General features: G+C 62.7%; 12 protein-coding genes. 1 reads left to right on the top strand and 11 read right to left on the bottom strand.

Going from position 1 to position 17,763, the window contains the following annotated elements:
* Positions 1-6: 6 nt before the first annotated feature.
* From AC1Q6X_RS11765 to AC1Q6X_RS11740, 6 genes are all read right to left on the bottom strand, one after another.
* Entirely contained in the window at positions 7-4,557 is a 4,551-nt protein-coding gene (locus AC1Q6X_RS11765) for a tape measure protein (RefSeq protein WP_492497107.1), read from the bottom strand.
* Positions 4,558-4,673: 116 nt separating this feature from the next.
* Positions 4,674-5,009 (bottom strand): phage tail assembly chaperone, encoded by a 336-nt coding sequence (locus tag AC1Q6X_RS11760; protein ID WP_230504772.1) that lies wholly within the window; start codon positions 5,007-5,009, stop codon positions 4,674-4,676.
* A gap of 8 nt (positions 5,010-5,017) precedes the next feature.
* Positions 5,018-5,470 (bottom strand): hypothetical protein, encoded by a 453-nt coding sequence (locus AC1Q6X_RS11755; protein ID WP_492497105.1) that lies wholly within the window; start codon positions 5,468-5,470, stop codon positions 5,018-5,020.
* A gap of 76 nt (positions 5,471-5,546) precedes the next feature.
* The gene (locus AC1Q6X_RS11750; protein WP_492497103.1) at positions 5,547-6,752 is read right to left on the bottom strand and encodes a phage tail tube protein; all 1,206 of its coding nucleotides are present in this window, start codon (positions 6,750-6,752) and stop codon (positions 5,547-5,549) included.
* 333 nt (positions 6,753-7,085) lie between these two features.
* Positions 7,086-7,628 (bottom strand): hypothetical protein, encoded by a 543-nt coding sequence (locus AC1Q6X_RS11745; RefSeq protein WP_492497101.1) that lies wholly within the window; start codon positions 7,626-7,628, stop codon positions 7,086-7,088.
* Positions 7,629-7,653: 25 nt separating this feature from the next.
* Positions 7,654-8,067 carry a FeoC-like transcriptional regulator gene (locus AC1Q6X_RS11740; protein ID WP_492497099.1) on the bottom strand — a complete coding sequence of 138 codons (414 nt, stop codon included), beginning with the start codon at positions 8,065-8,067 and terminating at the stop codon, positions 7,654-7,656.
* Positions 8,068-8,216: 149 nt separating this feature from the next.
* Here AC1Q6X_RS11740 and AC1Q6X_RS11735 point away from each other — a divergent pair, with 149 nt between their 5' ends.
* The gene (locus AC1Q6X_RS11735) at positions 8,217-8,930 is read left to right on the top strand and encodes a S24 family peptidase (RefSeq protein WP_070220944.1); all 714 of its coding nucleotides are present in this window, start codon (positions 8,217-8,219) and stop codon (positions 8,928-8,930) included.
* A 44-nt stretch (positions 8,931-8,974) separates the two neighbouring features.
* Here the strand turns inward: AC1Q6X_RS11735 and AC1Q6X_RS11730 are convergent, their stop codons facing one another.
* From AC1Q6X_RS11730 to acnD, 5 genes are all read right to left on the bottom strand, one after another.
* Positions 8,975-10,861: a propionate--CoA ligase gene (locus tag AC1Q6X_RS11730; RefSeq protein ID WP_492497096.1), complete on the bottom strand. Its 1,887-nt coding sequence runs from the start codon at positions 10,859-10,861 to the stop codon at positions 8,975-8,977.
* Between the two features lie 60 nt (positions 10,862-10,921).
* Positions 10,922-12,148, bottom strand: a complete 1,227-nt coding sequence (locus AC1Q6X_RS11725) for a hypothetical protein (RefSeq protein WP_492497094.1) — start codon at positions 12,146-12,148, stop codon at positions 10,922-10,924.
* A gap of 12 nt (positions 12,149-12,160) precedes the next feature.
* On the bottom strand, positions 12,161-13,696 hold the full coding sequence (locus tag AC1Q6X_RS11720) for an MBOAT family O-acyltransferase (RefSeq protein WP_492497092.1): 1,536 nt from the start codon (positions 13,694-13,696) through the stop codon (positions 12,161-12,163).
* A 144-nt stretch (positions 13,697-13,840) separates the two neighbouring features.
* A complete protein-coding gene (prpF, locus tag AC1Q6X_RS11715) occupies positions 13,841-15,040 on the bottom strand; it encodes a 2-methylaconitate cis-trans isomerase PrpF (RefSeq protein ID WP_492497090.1) in 1,200 nt (399 codons plus the stop codon).
* Between the two features lie 120 nt (positions 15,041-15,160).
* A complete protein-coding gene (gene acnD, locus AC1Q6X_RS11710; RefSeq protein ID WP_492497449.1) occupies positions 15,161-17,755 on the bottom strand; it encodes a Fe/S-dependent 2-methylisocitrate dehydratase AcnD in 2,595 nt (864 codons plus the stop codon).
* Positions 17,756-17,763: the final 8 nt, after the last annotated feature.

Below are 17,763 nucleotides of genomic sequence, written 5' to 3'. Positions count from 1 at the left end.
TTTCGTTCATACTATGCTCGCTTTCGATTGACTGGCCCAAACCGAGGCGCGGGCCGCTTCCGACGCGCCGGCCGACACCTTGTCGGCGGCGCGTTCATTGGCGTCGTAATTGCTGCTGATGATGGCGCCCGTCTGCTGGTCCTGATCGGCGCGCAGCTGACGCACTTCCTCGCGCAAGCCCTTGATCTCTGCCACCAGCGCTTCGTTGACGCCATCGCCGGCACTGAAATAGCGCTGCATCGCTTGCGCCGCCGGCGCGTCGACCACCACCTCGTCAACGGCGGCAAGCGGCATGCCGAAAGCGGATGCGAACTGCATCCCGCCTGTAATATCGACGTTGCCACCTGCCCGCAATGCAGCGCCCAGCGCATCGACCGCTTCCTGGATGCCCACCGCCGTCTTGTTTAGATTGATCAACTGCCCCACCTGCGTGTCGAGGGCCGTCAACTGCTTCTGCGCATCGCTCATCTGCGTGCCGGCAATCGCCGCCAGCGCCGCCAGGTCGGCCTGCACCCGCGCCGCATCGGCCGCATAGGCGTCGCTCGACGATTTGACTACCTGATTCGCCGTCAGGTACGCCGTGGCCGCCGCCGTCAGCGCCGATTGCGCCGCCGCATCGCCCGTCTTCGCCTTGGCCAGCGTTTCCTCATATTGGCGCTGCGCCTCAGCCATCTTTTGCATCGGCGTCAGCGTCGACAAGCTGCCCAGCAACAGGGAATCCTTGAACGAACGGATACCGTCGCCAAACGACTTCAGGCGGTCGATGGTGGATTTGAGGGCGGAGGATTCCGTCTCGTAGGCGCTGGCGATCTCTTGCCGCGCCTGCAGCTGGTCATATAGCGCCCGGTTGGAAGCATCGACCGAAGTACGCTCGCGGGCACGCAATTGCGCCGACGTCATCGTCATCTGGTCAAGTTTTTCCTGGATGCTCTTACGCTCGTCGGCGATACCCTGCTCCGATTTGGTCAGGTCTTCCGTCGCCGCATGCGTCTTCGCAAACGCATCGGCCAGCGCCATCAGGCCCGCATACTGCTCGGCGCCCGTCTTGGTGGCCAAGGCGCCGGAATTGGCCAGTTGCAATACCGTGTCCTTGAATTGCGCGCGCGTGGTCACGCTGGCATAGCCCAGGGCTGCCATCTGTTCCGTCACTTGTTTTTGCACGGGCGCCAGGCGCTCGGCTTCGGTCAGGTAGTTTTCGGCAAAGAACGCAGTCCGATTGCCCAGTGCTTCAACGCCGCCGGCGGCCTTGACCAATTGCTCGCGCGCCGCCAGGGATGCCACGCCGACGGCGCCAAATGCCTGCTGCGAAGTGCTGCCCAAGGTTGCCAGCACGGCGTCAACAGTGGCGTAACTACCCGCCAGGCGCTGCAGCGCAGCGCTCGCCGACTCGCCTTTCAATTTGAGCTGCGACAAGGAAGGAACCAATTCCATGGCCATGGCATCGCCGACGCCGGTAAAGAAGTCGGCAATGGCTTTCTGATTGGCCGCATCGTCCTTGGTCATGACAATATTGAGCGACTGCGTGCGCTTGGCCAGGCCATCCGTATTCACGCCCAGTGTGTTGGCGAACGTGCCCGTCACCGCCTTCATCTGCGCGTACGTATCGCCTAACGATGCGGCCAGCTCGGCATCGACTTCAGAATGGTCGGTACCCTTTTTATTCTTGCGGAAAAGACCGCCTTTCTGGGTCCAGTTCGAATAACTCTCGCCCGTAAAGCCATCGACACCGAGACTGCCGGAAATACCTGCGCTGCTGACCTTTTTCTCGCCCATGCCGAACAGGCGGTTCGCGGCGCCTCCCAGCAAGCCGCCGACCAGGGCTCCCATCGCCGTGCCTACCAAAGGAAAGACCACAGTTCCTAGCCCTGCGCCAATGGCCGTACCGGCATTGACAACGCCGTTGCGACCATATTCACCCGAAATCATCTTGCCGCCGTACACGCCACCCATGACGCCGGCGGCAACGCTTGCCGCCGCGCCTACACCGGTGGCGAACGAACCATTGGCACTGACAAACGGAGAATAGGGGGAACCTTGCAGCATGTTGATTCCACGCTGCACCCCATCGGCCACCGAGTTACCGATGCCGGACAGGCCGGTCGATAACGATTCGTAAATGCCCTTCGCCGAGCTCATGAGCGCCTGGATACCCCCGCCATTGGCCAAACTGCCCTGCGCCTGCGCCGCACCCGGATTCAGGAACGAGGCAAAGCCGGCCGCAATGGGAGACATGATCGGTTGCAGCACGAGGTTGTTGAACATGCTCTTCAACTTGTCCTTGAACATCGTCGCCAGGTTCTTGCCGCCTTCGAAGCCGTTCATGAAGGCGTCAGTCAGCGATTTTTCGATGTCCTTGGCGCTGGCGGCCCATTCATCCGAGGCCTTCTTGGCCGCAGCGGCAGACGCTTCCTTGGCGGCCAGTTCTTCCGTCGCCGTCATGCTGCGCTGCTTGGCATCGATCAAGGCATTCAAATACTCGATCTGCGCCGCATTTTCCTTGCCCACCGCCAGCGCGGCGCGCTGTTCCTTCAACAACGCCATTTCATTTTGCGCGATAGCGGTCTTGCTCATGCCATACACCGCTACCAGCTTTTCGCCAGCCTCCGCTTCCTTGACGGCATCGGCAACGGCCTGCGTCCGCGTATCGGACAGCGCTTTCGCCTCCGCCTGCGCCTGCTCCGCCACTGCCTTGGCTTGCTTGTCCACCTCGATCTCATCGAGGCGAGTTTGTATCACTTTGCGTGCAACCTCGAATCCCGCCTGTTGTGCTGCGGTCACCTTTTTCGTCCGATCCGCCAGGAGTTCCTTCAACCGATAATCGAACTGTTGCGCCTCGTTCATCTCGGCATAGCCGGCAACTTCGCGCTTCAGGTCGCGGGCCTTGCCGCGCATGTCATCCATCATGACTTCGAAAGGCGTTGGCGGAGCGGGAAGTGATGGCGCGCCTGTACCAGTTCCGCTCGTCGGTTTACCCGACGCGCCTTGCTGCTCAAGCTGCTTGAGCTTGCCCTGCAGCGCATCGAATTCGGCTTGCAGCCTTGCCATGTTGCTGTCCCGCGCCGCCTTGTCCAGGGACTGATATTTTCCCGTGCGATTGCGCACCGCATCCATCTCCGTCGATATCTCTGCCATGCGCTCGCCAGCCGGGGTATCCAATCCTTTTTCCGACACGCCCAGCTTTGCCAGCTCATTGCGCTTTGCCAGCTGGACCATCTGCTTGTCGAGTTCAGCAATGATATCCTTGGTGCTTTTGCGCATGGGCTCTACGGCCTTCTCCGCATTGTCCTTCGATGAACTCCCCCACATATTCCAGGCAGTAACACCTAACCCTACGACAGTCACCAGCAAGCCAATATACCCACCCATGAATGCCAAGGCCCCTTTCAGTACCCCTGCAGCGACCGATGCGGCTCGCGTTGCTGCCGTTTGCGCCACCAATGCGGCGGAGTGAGCCTCGGAGGCAACAGTGGCACGGGCTTGGGCCGGTATCAGACCATTGGTGGTCAGCGCCAGCGCCACGTCGGCCTGGCTGGCGCGTATCGTCGCTTGCAATTCAGCTACCCGTGCAGCCGCCAGTGCCGAGGTGGCAGCGGTCGCCGTCACGTCGGCATTCGCCGCCGCCAGGGTGGATGCAAGCAAGGCCCGGTTGGCTGCGACCTTGCTGTAAGTAGCCACTACGACGCCGGCAGCCCAGGTGGCAAACTTCGCGGTGGTCAGCGTTTCCAGCACGCCAACGACAAGGGTCAGGTTATTCGACAAAAATTCGAGACCGCTCGTCATCAGGCGCACGGCGCCGCTCGACTCCGCCTGCCTCGCCGTGAATTCCATCACGTTATTGCTCAGAACGGTAAAGCTGCCGCCAATAGTTTCGAACTGCACGGCTTCCTTGCGCAACTCGCCCAGCGCGTTCGGTAGCGCGATGGCCATCACATCGGCGGTGATCAATCCTGCGCCGGCAAACCCGGCAAGCGCTTCTTTCGACACGCCCAGACCGGCGGCCATTGCCGCCATGACTTCAGGGGCGGCCTGGCTGATGGCGTTAAATTGCTGGCTGCTCAGGGCCCCATCGGCGAAGGCATCGGACAGCCCTTTGAAGGCGGTAGCGGAATCGGCCGCCGATGCGCCGCTGATCTTGACGCCCAGATTGAGGGCCTCGGTGATGCCGGCCACTTCGGCCTGGCTGATGCCCAATTTCTTGGTCGCATCGTTCATTTGGGTATACAGACCCGCCGTAGCGGCGAGATCCGTTTGTCCCGAGGCTGCAATACGCTTGACATTGTCGTACGCCTCGCCATATTCCTGTGTAGAGCTGGTCGACATGCGCAGTTGCGCTGTCAATTTCGTATATTCATCAGTTAATTTAACGATCTGGCCGATATTGTTGGAAATACCCAGGCTGGAGAGTATCTCCGTGTATTTTTTCGTGACATCTTCGAGTTTCAGAGTCGACTTGGCGGCCTTCTCGCTGGCCTCGCGCATGCGTTCCAGGTCATCTGCCGCGATGCGCACATTGAGCGTATCAATGCGTATCTGTAGTGTTGCAATATCAACGGTCATAATTTACCCATAAAAAAAGCCACCGAAGGGTGGCAATGCAAATCGAGGCCACCCTGGCGATGACAGTTGTGTTTTTGGCGTCACCTCTGCTATAGATAGGCCGGGTAAAGGCCAGCCTAATGAGAACTGTTTTGATGAACCATGTAGGCCGCGTCAAGCTGATCGACCAGCTCTTCTTCCCATACCGCCAGGCGTATGCGGTGTCGCAACTGCCAAGCCAGGATATCGAGGCTGCTCAAGGGATTGACCGCCATGCCGTTTTGCCGCTTGCGGCTCATCTGCACGAAAAACTGCCACACGTGCGCCAGTTCAAACGGCAGTTGCGCGCAAACGGGAGCCTGCGGCTCCCGGTAGAGTGGATGACGCTTCGCGGCATCCAGGTGCTCGCCTTTCGCATTGCCATCAGCCGCCTTCGCCGAACGCTCAAACTGTTCGTCGGCAAAGAGCAGCAAGGCGGCGGCTAGACCGTCAAAAAATTGCCTTCCGCCTCAAGCGCAGCCAGCACTTTTTCCTGCCAGGACGGCATTTTTTCAAAAATCGCCTTCAGCAAAGCCGGGGACGGTTGTACCGGCACGCCCTTGTCGACGAAACCAGGCATGCCCACCACCACCGCGATGGCGATCTTCATGCTGCGGTTTTCCGCCAGGTCATACAGTTCCGCAGCGCCTTCGTCGGTCTTCGCGTCGATCTGCTTGCTTTTTTGCACCGAGCGCTTGATCGCCACCACCGACGTTTCGCGGATCACGGCACGGTACTGGTCGGAATTTTTGCTGACGATTTCAAAGCCCGCCTTGTGCGCACCGTCTTCGTCGAACAGGACCGACACCAGGTGCACCTGGTCCACGGACTTGTTACCGTCATTCAGCAGGGAGATATCAAAACCAGCCGAGGCGATCATTTGTGCGTTGTTCATGTGTATTTTCTTTCTTGATAAAGGTAAAAAGTAAAAAGGCCGCCCTCACGGCGGCCCCGGATCAAGCGTCAGCCGCTTACAGCGCGCTGTCCTGGATGCTCAAGGTGGTCGCTTCATGCTGCGCATCGGCGCCCTTGTAGCGCAGGACGTCGAAGGCGCAGGTGACGATTTTGTTTTTCTCGCCGTCGTCGATCTTGGCCGAGGTGATCTTGATGCGGCCCATGGCCAGCGCCAGCACGTCGGCGGTTGGCGCCGTGCCCGACGCCATGGCGTAGGCCAGCGGGATTTCCGTCTCGGACTTGAAGTAGTCGAGATAGGTGGCGTCCTGCAGCAGCACCGTGAACTGGCCCGAGCCCATGACCTTGCCGCGCGAGGCGGCCGTGGCGTACTTCGAGCCGATCACCGGGTCGACCTTGACCTGGCCGTCGAGCGAGATGGACATGCCGGTGCAGATCTGCGACGGGATGCCGTTCACCGACAGCATCGCCGTGGCGCCCGAGAACTTGCCGGTGCCCGGCGCGGCCAGCGGCGTGGGGAAGTACGGCACGGCCGTGGTCGGGCCTTCCGCCTTGCCCATCAGGGTGAAGTCCAGGCTGGTGATGCCGTTCGGCTGCACGGCGATATCCATCTTGCTGACCAGCTGGTCGACGAAGCTGCGGTGTACGCCGATCTTCGGGTCCTGCACTTCGGCCGTGAACCAGTCGGTGGTGTGGCCGCTCAAGGGGGTGAAGCTGCGCTTGCCCACGGCCGCCACGCCGACCGAGTCGCCGGCCGCCTTGACGATCATGGCCGAACCGTCCATGAACTGGCCATTCAGGTTGGTCGCCGTCACCGACGTGACGAAGAAGTTCTTCGCGTTGTTGGCGGCAGCCGGCGCCGTCATACCGGTGATGCGCACCACGCTGCCGGCGCGGAAACCTTCTGCCAGCCAGGAACCGGCGCTGCGCGTCAGGCCGGAGGCGGCGGCAGCGATGGTGGTTTGCGCGGCAGCGACGCCGCCGGCCGTGAAGTCGCGGCGCAGCAGCGCCGCCATCAGCGGCGCGTAGGTGCCGCACGCCGCTTCGGCCTTGATGGCGCCCGTGGTGCGGAAATTGCCCAGGCGGGTATCGCCCTGTTGCTGGCTGGCGTCGATCTCGGCGCTCGCATATTTGTCCGCTTCCGTGTCGAAGGTGGCCGTGACGCGGGGATAAATCTGGCCGCCGCCGGCGGCGGCCTTGCTGCCTTCGGCGCTTTGTTTGCTGATAACGATCAAGCTGTCGATGCCGTTTGCTGTCGATGCCATAAGTAATACCTTTCGTGGGATGAAAAAAAAGACCGCAGATGCGGTCTTGAGGGGGGAACTGCCAAGTATCAGGAAAATAAAAAGCCCGCACGCGGTGAGGCGGCGGGCTGGCGTCCGGATGGCGCGGGGCCGTGCCGGACGGAAGATGGGCGAAGGGGGCCATGAAGGCCGTTCGCTGCGCTGATTTCCCCTATCGGTGTCGCGCTTCGAGCGCGTCTATTACGAGTGGAGAAGCATGTGGTCCTACGGTGTTGCCGGTGTTGCTGTTGCTGCGTGATCGAGACTCTATTGTAGGGGCGTTTTTTGCATCAGCAGGCATCTTGCAGAATTTTTTCAGTGCCCCAGGCGGCGCATAGCGCGGGCCCCGTGCGACTGGAAGATGCCTTCCAGTTCGCTGACCATATCCTTGATGCGTTCGAGCTCGAAGCCGCCGGAGCAGCTGATGGCCGCTTCGCCGGCACCGCGGCACGCCTTGCAGACGACGGGCGCGCCGGCCTGCATGGCGGCGACGACGCCCGTGCCGTGGCAGACCTTGCATTTGCTGTCGAGCCAGTGCGCGAGCGACGCTTCGGCCACGCGGCGGTACAAGGTATTGGCGGCCTGCGCATCCCAGGCCGTCTGCGCCTTGACCCAGCGCCGCGCGCGGCCCTTCTGCGTCACGGCCGCCGTCCAGGCGCGCAGCAGCTGCGCCAGGTTGCCGGCATTGCCCTCGAACAAGCGGCTGACGGTGCCGTCCGCGTATTTGACGCGGCACAGCAAGGCGCCCATGTCGCCGGCCAGCGCCGCGGCCGCGATCACGTCCAGGTCGTGGTGGACGGCATCGTCGCGCAGGTTCTGCGACGACAGCGATGCGATGAATTTTTCTGCAAACCCCATGATTTTCTCCTCGTTGATTCTTGTCTTAGTTTTCCCGCGCCGGCCCGAACAGGGCCGCCACCAGCGGATCGCGGCGCGCCGCACCGCGTGGCCAGCTGGCCGTGCGGCGCACCTGCGGCGGCAGTTCGGCCCAGCCGTCGACCTCGTCTTCCTGCTCGCCCAGCGCGTACAGGGCGGGCCGCTGGCGTCCCGGCTCCGTGCAATGGCGCTGCGCCAGGTGGATCTGCCCCATGCCGCACATGTGGCGCAAATAGCGGCTCATGGTGCCCGCGTCGAGTCCCAGCAAGGCGGACAACTGCGCCGCGCTGGCCTGGCCCTGCTCGCGGATGTACTGCGCGATGCGGGCGATATGCAGCTGCGACTTCTTGCTGCGTCCCTGTAACTGGCGCCCCTGCCGCGGCGCCGCCCTGCTTTCAACCGACTGACTGCTGTTCAACATCTGCCTGACCTCCCGTGGTGTCGCCAACCGGCAAACGCTGTAGTGCGTTTGCGACAGGCAACGAGTGGACTTTATCAATCGCTAATGTTAAAGTCAAGCATTTGGTAATTTATCAAACGGTAAATTTCAGGTTTAATGTGGAGATGAATATGTATCAATACAGACGCGACCGCCTGCTGGCCCTGATCCGCGAGCACTACGACAACACGCGCAAGAAAATTTCCGACGTCAGCGGCTGGAGCGAGGCGCGCATCTCGCAAATCCTCTCGCCCACCTACCGCGAGGGACGCGCGTTCAGCGAAAAGATCGCGCGCAAGCTGGAAGCGGACCTGCAGCTGGACAGCATGTACTTCGACCAGGGCGCGGCGCCCGACCAGGCGGCCATGGCCGCGCGCGCGCTGGCCGGCGTGCAGCCCGTGGTCGTGGAAGATGGCGAAGATGAACGCTTCTACCCGATCCGCAAGGTGAAGCTGCGCCTGTCGGCCGGCATCACGGGCTTTGCCATCGAACCGGAAACGCACGACGGCAGCACCATCAGCGTGCCGCGCAGCTGGGTCGAGCGCAATGGCTACCACCCTGAAAAACTGGTGGCGATCAAGGTCAAGGGCGAGAGCATGGAGCCGGCCCTGTACGAGGACGATGTGGTGATCATCAATACGGCCGACAACCGGCCGGCCGACGGCATCGTGTTTGCCATCAATTACGAAGGCGAACCGGTGGTCAAGCGCATGGCGCGCGACATCGGCGAATGGTGGCTGACATCGGACAACCCCGACCAGCGCAAATACCACCGCAAGCTGTGCCGCGGCAATGAATGCCTGATCGTCGGCAGGGTCGTGCGCAAGGAAAGCGACCGGATCTGAGAACGAAGTTTATCGATTGATAAACTTCGTTCTCGTCATGGCGCTTAAGCCAGCGCTGCCTGGATCTGCTGCAGCGATGCCGGGTCATCCATCGACGTCAGGTCGCCCGGGCTGCGCCCTTCGCAGATGGCCTGGATCGAACGGCGCAGCAGCTTGCCCGAGCGCGTCTTCGGCAACTGCGCCACGAACAGCACGCGCGCGGGCCGCGCCACGGCGCCCAGCTGGCGGTCGACCACGGCCATCACTTCGCGTTCCAGCGCCGTTTTCGCCTCGACGCTGTCGAAACCCCGCGGGTCCTTGAGGATCACGAAAGCCATCGCCACCTGGCCTTTGAGCTTGTCTTCCACGCCCACCACCGCCACTTCCGACACGTTCGGATGGCTGGTGATGCTTTCCTCGATCTCGCGCGTGCCCAGGCGGTGGCCGGCCACGTTGATCACGTCGTCCGTGCGGCCCAGAATAAAATAATAGCCGTCCGCGTCGCGCACGCCCCAGTCGAAGGTCGAATACACTTGACGACCGCTGAAGGTGGACCAGTAGGTGTCGACGAAACGAGAGTCGTCGCCGTAGACCGTCTGCATGCAGCCGGGCGGCAGCGGGCCTTCCAGCACCAGCACGCCCTTCTCGTTCGCGCCGCACTCCTCGCCCGTCGCCTCGTTGAGCAGCTTGACGCGGTAGCCGTACATGGCCTGGCCGGGGCTGCCCAGGCGCGTCGGGGTGTCGGCAATGCCCTTGGCCACCGAGAGAATGGGCCAGCCCGTCTCCGTCTGCCAGTAGTTGTCGATGATGTCCACCTTCAGTTCGTCGGCGATCCACTGCGAGGTGGTTTCATCGAGCGGCTCGCCCGCCAGGTACAGTGCCTTCAATGACGACAGGTCGTATTTGCGCATCAGTTCCACCGGGTGCTTGCGCAGCACGCGGATGGCCGTCGGCGCCGAGAACATGCGCGTGACCTTGTATTTTTCCACGATGCTCCACCAGATGCCCGCATCGGGACAGATGGGCAAGCCCTCGTACAGGATGGTGGCCATGCCGGCGATCAGCGGGCCGTAGACGATGTAGGAGTGTCCCACCACCCAGCCGATATCCGAGGTGGCAAAGAAGGTTTCGCCGGGCTTGCCGCAGAAGTTGTACTGCATCGACGACGCCAGCGCCACCGCATAGCCGCCCACGTCGCGCTGCACGCCCTTCGGTTTGCCCGTCGTGCCCGAGGTGTACAGCACGTACGACGGCTCGTTCGATTCGAGCCAGGCGACTGGCACCTGCGCGTCCAGGTGCCGTTCGCGCAGGGCCGCGTAATCGACGTCGCGGCCATTCGTCCGTTCCATCGGCACCAGATGGCGGTCGACCAGCAGCACATGCTGCGGCTTGTGCGCTGCGATGCGGATGGCTTCGTCGAGCAGCGGCTTGTAGGGAATCGCCTTGCCATTGCGCGAACCGGCATCGGCGGAAAACACCAATTTTGGCTGCGCATCGTCGATGCGGCTGGCCAGGCTGTTGGCGGCAAAGCCGCCGAACACCACGGAATGCACGGCGCCGATGCGCGCGCACGCGAGCATGGCAAACGCCGCCTCGGCGATCATCGGCATGTAGATCAATACGCGGTCGCCCTTGACCACGCCCAGCGACTGCAATATGGCGGCGCAGCGCTCCACTTCGCGCTGCAGCTCGCGAAAGCTGTAGCTGCGCTCCGTGTTCGTTTCGGTGGAAATGGCGATCAGCGCGGCGGCATCGCCCTGGCGGTCCACCCAGCGGTCGACGGCGTTGTGGCACAAATTCGTGGTGCCGCCGACGAACCATTTGGCGAACGGCGGGCGTGAATAATCGAGGACCTGCGAAAACGGGGTATGCCAGTCGATCTTTTCCGCTTCCTCGCGCCAGAAAACGTCAGGCGTGTCGATCGAGCGTTGATAAAATGCTGCGAAATTCATGTCTCCTCCGGTAGGCGTGCAATCTGTGTTTTTTTGTTCGTGCATGTTCTGCTTATCTGTTCATCTGCTTCCTCCAGTGTGGCTATGCTGTGTGGCGAGCAGCTGCCTTGAAAACAATGCCGGCTGCGCCGCCGCGCAACTGTTGCGTTCCTGCGCGATCCGCGCGCGGTTTTCCTCGAGGCTGGCGTCATCGAGCGGCATGCCAAACTGCCCATCGCCAGGCGCAACATCCTGCGGCGACATCACGCGCTGCAATACGATATCGCCCAGCGCCTTCTTGAAATGTCCGGCCTCCCAGTACCAGCGCGTGGCAGTGCCGCGCTCATTGGCGGCGGGTATCGGCTCGCAGTTGTATGCGCCATAGCCGCTGAAATCCGTGAGGGAAATATGCGCATCCGGGTAGCGCGCCTTGACCGCGCCAATTTCCGGCACCAGCTGTGCTTTCCATACTTCGAACAGGGGCCACAGCCCGGCAGCCTCGAACATGGCCAGCATTTGCGCGTGATACGGATAGATCACCAGCTTGATATCGGCCTCGGTGGCCGCCATCGCCAGCAAAAAGGTGCGCAGCAATCGAAAGTCTTCGGTGGCAAGGCTCCGCGTCGATTTGCGGCGCAAGCTGGCGGCGCTTTCCTGCGCCCGCTGCGTGAACATCTTGTGGTAGCCATCCCGGCGCGCATGGGCGCCGTACTCCAGCAAGGGATTGAAGCCATCGGCCGACAAGGTAACCGCCTCATCGTCGTGCTGAATGCGCAGCGTGTGCACGGCATCCTTGACGGAGGCCAGCGAAAAGAGCGCATCGAAGCGCCAGAACGCGCGGCCATGCGCCGGCGCGGCCGCCGCTGGCGCCTGACGTGCGAACGGTGCGACGGCGGGATTGAGAAAATCGATGAATTCCATGCCCACGATGACCGTGCGCGGCTTGACGCCGGCCTGGCGCAGTTGCGCAAACTGGCTGGCGGATGTCGCCAGGCCCGTGCCCGGAATCGCCAGATTGTAGCCGGCGCCCAGCGCCGACAGGGCGCTGGCGCGCGGATCGAAGCCGATCTCCGCGCGCGAATTGCCGAGGATGATGAAGCGCAGCTGCCTGCGCAGCGCATGTTCCTGCTTGATCTGGTTCTGGTAGCGGCTCAGGCCCGGCTTGACGGCATTGAAATTATCGCGCCGGACGACGCCATACAGGCCATAAGGGTCGACAACGAAAACGAAGGCGCCCACCAGCACGGCGCCCCCCGCCAGCGCCAGCGCCAGTACGGCCAGATAGGATTTGAAAGGGGATGCCGTCATGATGCGCCCTCTCTAAAATTGAAAATACAGGAATTCAGCGGGCCGGTTCAGGGCCAGCATGCTCGCCAGCGCGAGCACGGCGATGGCGGCCGCCCACGCAGGCGAGGCGCGCCAGGTGAGCCAGGCGCGCAGGTGTCGCCCACCGGCAGGAAAATCCAGCGCCGGATCAAAGTGGCGCATGATCTGCTGCGTATTCGGCATGGAAAAAGTAATCAGCGCTGCCACCGCTATCCACGTCCAGCTTTCAATGAACACCGTGCCGCCGCCCAGGTAATAGCCCATGCCCATGGCGGCCAGCACAGGCTGAAGCGGCAGCAAATGGGGCGCCAGCGCATCGGGCAAATCCAGGCCAAAGCCGCCCGCCATGCCTTGGATGATTGTCAGGGCGGTTGCCATGTCGGGTGCGCGAAAGAAGACCCAGGCGACGCAGACGGCAATGAAAGTAAGGGCCGTCGCCACGACATTCCCGCCGCGCGTACCGGACGGCAGGTGCAGCTTGCGCGTCACCGTGCTCCAGGCCTTGTGGATCGCCAGGTAAGCGCCATGCAGCGCGCCCCAGACGATGAAATTCCAGCCGGCGCCATGCCACAGGCCGCCCAGCACCATGGTGATCATCAGGTTCAGGTAGCGCCGCACGGGCCCGCAGCGGTTGCCGCCCAGCGGGATATACAGGTAGTCGCGCAGGAAGCGCGACAGGGTCATGTGCCAGCGGCGCCAGAATTGCGCGATATTGCGCGCCTTGTAGGGCGAAGCAAAATTCAGCGGCAGCCGCACGCCAAATAATCTCGACAAGCCGATGGCCATGTCGGAATAGCCGGAGAAATCGAAGTACAGCTGGAAGGCATACGCGAGCACGCCAGCCCAGGCGATCAGCAAGGATGGCGCGGCGGGATCACTGAACAAGGGCGCCGAATAGGCGCCGATATTGTCGGCAATCAGCACCTTCTTGGCCAGGCCGATGAAAAAAATCGTGCTGCCGATGGCGATATTGCTGGCCGACAGGCGGAAGGTACGCCGGTCGGCGAATTGCGGCATCATTTCCTTGTGATGCAAGACAGGACCGGCAATCAGATGCGGGAAATACGTGACGAACAGCAGATAGTGGACGAAGCGGCTTTCCTGCGCCTTGCCCTTGCAGGTGTCGACCAGGAAGGCGATCTGCGTAAACGTGAAAAACGAGATGCCGATCGGCAGAATCACGTGCAAAGAGGGAATTGGCTGCGCCAGCAATTGCGCCAGACTGGCAACGAAAAATCCCGCGTATTTATAGTAGGCAAGCAAGCCGAGGTTGGCGGCAATGGCGGCAGCCAGTATCCATTTCTTGCGTGGCCGGGGGCTGGCCGCCAGCCAGGCCGCGCAGCCATAGTTAAAGACGACGGAGCCCAGCAACAGCGGCAGGTAGCGGTAATCCCAGTACGCGTAGAAGAACAGCGACGACGACGCCAGCCAGGCGGCAGCCCATAATTCGCTGCGCCGTCCCAGGATGAAAAAACCGGCCACCGTGATGGGCAGATACGCGAACAGGAAGACGTAAGAGTTAAATAACATCAGTTCACCCGTCGGGAAGTATGGGAGGTCGCCAGCGTCTGCGCTGCACGCATCGCGGCTGACGCTCCCCCATTTTCCTTGTCGCTCCGTTTCTTTGCTAGCAGAAATATCAACTGATCTGCCTGCGCATCGGCCTACCTGGCCTTAAAACGCGTCGCCGGGAATGCGCACGCTGCCTTCCATCAGCACGCGCGCGCTGCGGCTCATGATGGCCTTGGTGACGCGCCATTGGCCATCGACCTGCTGCGCTTGCGCGCCCACCGTCAGGGTGCCCGACGGGTGGCCGAAGCGCACCGAGTTGCGGGGTCCGCCGCCCGCTGCCAGGTTGACCAGGGTGCCGGGAATAGCCGCCGCCGTGCCGATGGCAACTGCCGCCGTGCCCATCATGGCGTGGTGCAGCTTGCCCATGGACAGAGCGCGCACGAGCAGGTCGATGTCGCCCGCCTCCACCTTTTTTCCGCTCGACGACACATAGCCGGCCGGTTTGGCGACAAAGGCCACCTTCGGCGTGTGCTGGCGCTTCGCCGCTTCATCAAGATGGGAAATCAAGCCCATGCGCAGCGCGCCATGCGCGCGGATGGTCTCGAAGCGGGCCAGCGCGGCCGGATCGCCATTGACGGCGTCCTGCAGTTCCGTGCCCGTGTAGCCGATGGCGTGCGCATCGACGAAAATCGTCGGGATGCCGGCGTTGATCATCGTGACTTTCAACACGCCGATGCCAGGCACGTCGAGGTCATCGACGAGGTTGCCAGTAGGGAACATGGCCGAGCTGCCACCATCGCCGCCCTCCTCGTCCGCGGCCGGGTCGAGAAATTCCAGCTTCACTTCGGCGGCCGGGAAGGTCACGCCATCGAGCTCGAAGTCGCCCGTTTCCTGTACTTCGCCCTGCGTCATGGGCACGTGGGCGATGATGGTCTTGCCGATATTGGCTTGCCAGATGCGCACCGTGGCGATGCCGTCGGCAGGCACGCGGGCCGCGTCCACCAGGCCGCTGGCGATGGCGAACGAGCCGACGGCGGCCGACAGGTTGCCGCAGTTGCCGCTCCAGTCGACAAACGGCTTGTCGATCGAGACCTGGCCGAACAGGTAGTCGACGTCGTGCTCCGACTGCGTACTTTTCGCCAGAATCACCGTCTTGCTGGTGCTCGACGTGGCGCCGCCCATGCCGTCGATCTGCTTGCCGTAGGGGTCGGGACTGCCGATCACGCGCAGCAGCAAGGCGTCGCGCGCCGCGCCCGGCACTTGCGCGCTGGCGGGCAAATCCTGCAGACGGAAGAACACGCCCTTGCTGGTGCCGCCACGCATGTAGGTGGCGGGGATCTTGATTTGGGGTACGTGGGTCATGAATTTTCCTGGAAGAGGTAGGTCGGATCAGCGGGGCATCGCCGCGCGTAATCCGATACATTGTTGGCGCGTTTCGGCAGATAAGGTCGGATTACGCGCAAGCGCTAATCCGACCTACCGTTACGCGGCTTTCGAAGATTCGAGGAAATCCTGCGCGAATCGTTGAAGAACGCCGCCCGCCTCGTAAATTGACACCTCTTCCGCCGTATCGAGGCGGCAGGTGACGGGCACGTCGACCGTCTCGCCGTTCTTGCGGTGGATGACGAGGGTCAAGGTGGAACGCGGCGTGCGCTCGCCCACGACGTCGTAGGTTTCGCTGCCGTCCAGGCCCAGGGTCTTGCGGTTCACGCCAGGGAGGAATTCCAGCGGCAGCACGCCCATGCCCACCAGGTTGGTGCGGTGGATGCGTTCAAAACCTTCGGCCACGATGGCTTCCACGCCCGCCAGGCGCACGCCCTTGGCGGCCCAGTCGCGCGAGGAACCCTGGCCATAGTCGGCGCCGGCGATGATGATCAGGGGCTGCTTGCGCTCCATGTACACCTCGATGGCTTCCCACATGCGCGAGATTTTGCCTTCCGGCTCGATGCGCGTGAGCGAACCGGCCTTCACTTTGCCGTCCTCGATGACCATCTCGTTCTTCAAGGTCGGATTGGCGAACGTGGCGCGCTGCGCCGTCAAATGGTCGCCCCGGTGCGTGGCGTAGGAATTGAAGTCTTCCTCGGGCAAACCCATCTTCGCCAGGTATTCGCCGGCCGCGCTGTCGAGCATGATGGCGTTCGATGGCGACAAGTGGTCGGTGGTGATGTTGTCGCCCAGGACGGCCAGCGGACGCATGCCTTTCAAGGGCCGCGCGCCTGCCAGCGCGCCTTCCCAGTACGGCGGACGGCGGATATACGTCGTCTGCGGACGCCAGTCGTACAGCGGGCTGACCTTGATGCCGTCATCCGCCTGCGCGGCGAACATCGGGATATACACCTTGCGGAACTGCTCCGGCTTGACGCTGGACGCGACGATGGCGTCGATTTCCTCGTCCGACGGCCAGATATCCTTGAGCAGGATAGGCTTGCCGTCAGCGTCATGGCCCAGCACATCCTTCTCGATATCGAAGCGGATGGTGCCGGCGATCGCGTAGGCCACCACCAGCGGCGGCGAGGCGAGGAAAGCCTGTTTCGCGTACGGGTGGATGCGGCCGTCGAAGTTGCGGTTGCCCGACAGGACGGCCGTGGCGTACAGGTCGCGCGACACCACTTCGTCCTGGATGATGGGATCGAGCGCGCCCGACATGCCGTTGCACGAGGTGCAGGCGAAAGCGACCACGCCAAAGCCTAATGCTTCGAGCTCCGGCATCAGGCCCGCTTCCTGCAGGTACAGTTCCACGGTTTTCGAGCCGGGCGCCAGCGACGATTTGACCCAAGGTTTACGCGTCAGGCCCAGGCGGTTCGCATTGCGCGCGATCAGGCCGGCCGCGATCATGTTGCGCGGGTTGTTCGTATTGGTGCAGCTGGTGATGGCGGCGATGATGACGGCGCCATCCGGCATCTTGCCCGGTTCGTTTTCCACCACGCCGGAAATCCCGCGCGCGGCCAGTTCCGAGGTCGGCACGCGGTTGTGCGGATTCGACGGCCCGGCGATATTGCGCACGACGGACGACAGGTCGAACGTCAGCACGCGCTCGTACTGCGCGTCCACCAGGCTGTCGGCCCACAGGCCCGTCTCTTTGGCGTACAGCTCCACCAGTTTCACCAGTTCATCGTCGCGGCCCGTCAGTTTCAGATACTTGATGGTTTGCGCATCGATGTAGAACATGGCGGCCGTGGCGCCGAATTCCGGCGCCATGTTGGAAATCGTGGCGCGGTCGCCCAGGGTCAGGTGCGACGCGCCTTCGCCGAAGAATTCCAGGTAGGACGAGACGACCTTCTGCTTGCGCAAAAACTCCGTCAGCGCCAGCACCGTGTCGGTCGCCGTGATGCCCGGCTGCGGCTTGCCCGTCAGCTTGACGCCGATGATATCGGGCAAACGCATCCACGAGGCCCGGCCCAGCATCACGCTTTCCGCTTCCAGGCCGCCCACGCCGATGGCGATCACGCCCAGCGCATCGACCATCGGCGTGTGCGAATCCGTGCCCACCAGGGTGTCGGGATAGGCCACGCCGTCCTGTACCTGGATCACGGGCGACATGCGCTCGAGGTTGATCTGGTGCAGGATGCCGTTACCGGGCGGGATCACGTCGACGTTTTTAAAGGCTTTCTTGGTCCAGTCGATGAAGTCGAAACGGTCTTCGTTGCGGCGGTCTTCGATGGCGCGGTTCTTGGCGAAGGCGTCGGGGTCGAAGCCGCCGCATTCGACTGCCAGCGAATGGTCGACCACCAGCTGCGTGGGCACGACGGGATTGACCAGGGCCGGGTCGCCGCCCTGGGCCGCGATGGCATCGCGCAGGCCGGCCAGGTCGACCAGGGCCGTCTGGCCCAGGATGTCATGGCAGACGACGCGGGCGGGGAACCAGGGGAAATCGAGGTCGCGACGGCGTTCGATGAACTGGCTCAGCGAGGCGTTCAGGGTGGCCGGGTCGCAGCGGCGCACGAGGTTTTCGGCCAGTACGCGCGAGGTGTAGGGCAAGGTGGCATAGGCGCCTGGCTGGATCGCGTCGACGGCGGCGCGCGTGTCGAAGTAATCTAGCTGGGTACCCGGCAAGGATTTGCGGTACAGGGTATTCATGGGGGTAC

This window comes from Janthinobacterium sp. GW823-FHT06H09 (genome assembly GCF_058794735.1).
This window is presented reverse-complemented; position numbering and strand designations above follow the sequence as displayed.

Bases quoted from the DNA above. Each gene is read 5' to 3' on its own strand.
- AC1Q6X_RS11765 (WP_492497107.1), bottom strand. From the start codon at position 4,557: ATGACCGTTGATATTGCAACACTACAGATACGCATTGATACGCTCAAT.
- AC1Q6X_RS11755 (WP_492497105.1), bottom strand. From the start codon at position 5,470: ATGAACAACGCACAAATGATCGCCTCGGCTGGTTTTGATATCTCCCTG.
- AC1Q6X_RS11750 (WP_492497103.1), bottom strand. From the start codon at position 6,752: ATGGCATCGACAGCAAACGGCATCGACAGCTTGATCGTTATCAGCAAA.
- AC1Q6X_RS11745 (WP_492497101.1), bottom strand. From the start codon at position 7,628: ATGGGGTTTGCAGAAAAATTCATCGCATCGCTGTCGTCGCAGAACCTG.
- AC1Q6X_RS11740 (WP_492497099.1), bottom strand. From the start codon at position 8,067: ATGTTGAACAGCAGTCAGTCGGTTGAAAGCAGGGCGGCGCCGCGGCAG.
- AC1Q6X_RS11735 (WP_070220944.1), top strand. From the start codon at position 8,217: ATGTATCAATACAGACGCGACCGCCTGCTGGCCCTGATCCGCGAGCAC.
- AC1Q6X_RS11730 (WP_492497096.1), bottom strand. From the start codon at position 10,861: ATGAATTTCGCAGCATTTTATCAACGCTCGATCGACACGCCTGACGTT.
- AC1Q6X_RS11725 (WP_492497094.1), bottom strand. From the start codon at position 12,148: ATGACGGCATCCCCTTTCAAATCCTATCTGGCCGTACTGGCGCTGGCG.
- AC1Q6X_RS11720 (WP_492497092.1), bottom strand. From the start codon at position 13,696: ATGTTATTTAACTCTTACGTCTTCCTGTTCGCGTATCTGCCCATCACG.
- prpF (WP_492497090.1), bottom strand. From the start codon at position 15,040: ATGACCCACGTACCCCAAATCAAGATCCCCGCCACCTACATGCGTGGC.
- acnD (WP_492497449.1), bottom strand. From the start codon at position 17,755: ATGAATACCCTGTACCGCAAATCCTTGCCGGGTACCCAGCTAGATTAC.